Genomic DNA, 823 nt, shown 5'->3' on the forward strand with positions numbered 1-823 from the left:
CAGAGGTGGTCCTACATTTTAGACCAGCTTGCAGCCTTTTTAAGATGGATCAGGGATTGATTTAGGCTGCTAATCTCATTGGTTCTGTTTTGCTGGCATAGGCCTCATCGGGGGTCAATATTCCGTGGGTCGAATGCGGGCGCTCGGAGTTGTAGTAGGTCAGCCATTTGCCGATCCCGGCGCGCATTTCTGATCCCGTCTCAAAGGCATTCAGATAGACGCATTTATACTTCAGGGATCGCCATAGCCGTTCGATCATGCGGTTGTCGCGCCATGCGCCCTTGCCATCCATGCTGATCTTGATCTTTGCATCTGTCAGCACATCAATCCAAGCACCGCTTGTGAACTGACTTCCCTGGTCGCTATTGAAGATTTCTGGCGCGCCGTGCTCGACAATGGCCTCCTTCAAAGCTTCCACGCAGAAGTCCGCATCCATGCTGTTTGACAGCCGCCATGCTAGCACTTTGCGGCTGTACCAATCCATGATCGCTACGAGATACAGGAACCCCCGCCGCATAGGGATGTAGGTAACGTCTGCACACCAGACCTGGTTGGGCCTGTCGATGACCGTGTTACGCAGCAGGTATGGCCAGATCTTGTGCTGTGGGTGCTTCTTGCTAGTGTTGGGCTCCTGGTAGATCGGAACAAGCCTCATCAAACGCATCAACCGTCGTACTCGGTGCCGACCACATCGATGCCCAATCCGCTTCATGTACCGGGCCATCTGGCGGAAACCGTACCAAGGCGTTTCCAGAAATTGCTTGTCGATAATCTCCATGAACCGCAGGTTCTCAGCGCTTTCACCGACCGGTTGATAGTAGAG

At 53.5% G+C, this 823-nt stretch carries 1 protein-coding gene; it reads right to left on the reverse strand.

Annotated features, from left to right (window positions below; translation table 11 throughout):
* Positions 1 to 61: 61 nt before the first annotated feature.
* Positions 62 to 823 (reverse strand): IS3 family transposase (locus DU478_RS22500; RefSeq protein ID WP_147276416.1); only part of this gene is annotated, 762 nt, incomplete at its 5' end.

The sequence above is a fragment of the Thalassococcus profundi genome, from assembly GCF_003344785.1.
Classification (GTDB): domain Bacteria; phylum Pseudomonadota; class Alphaproteobacteria; order Rhodobacterales; family Rhodobacteraceae; genus Puniceibacterium; species Puniceibacterium profundi.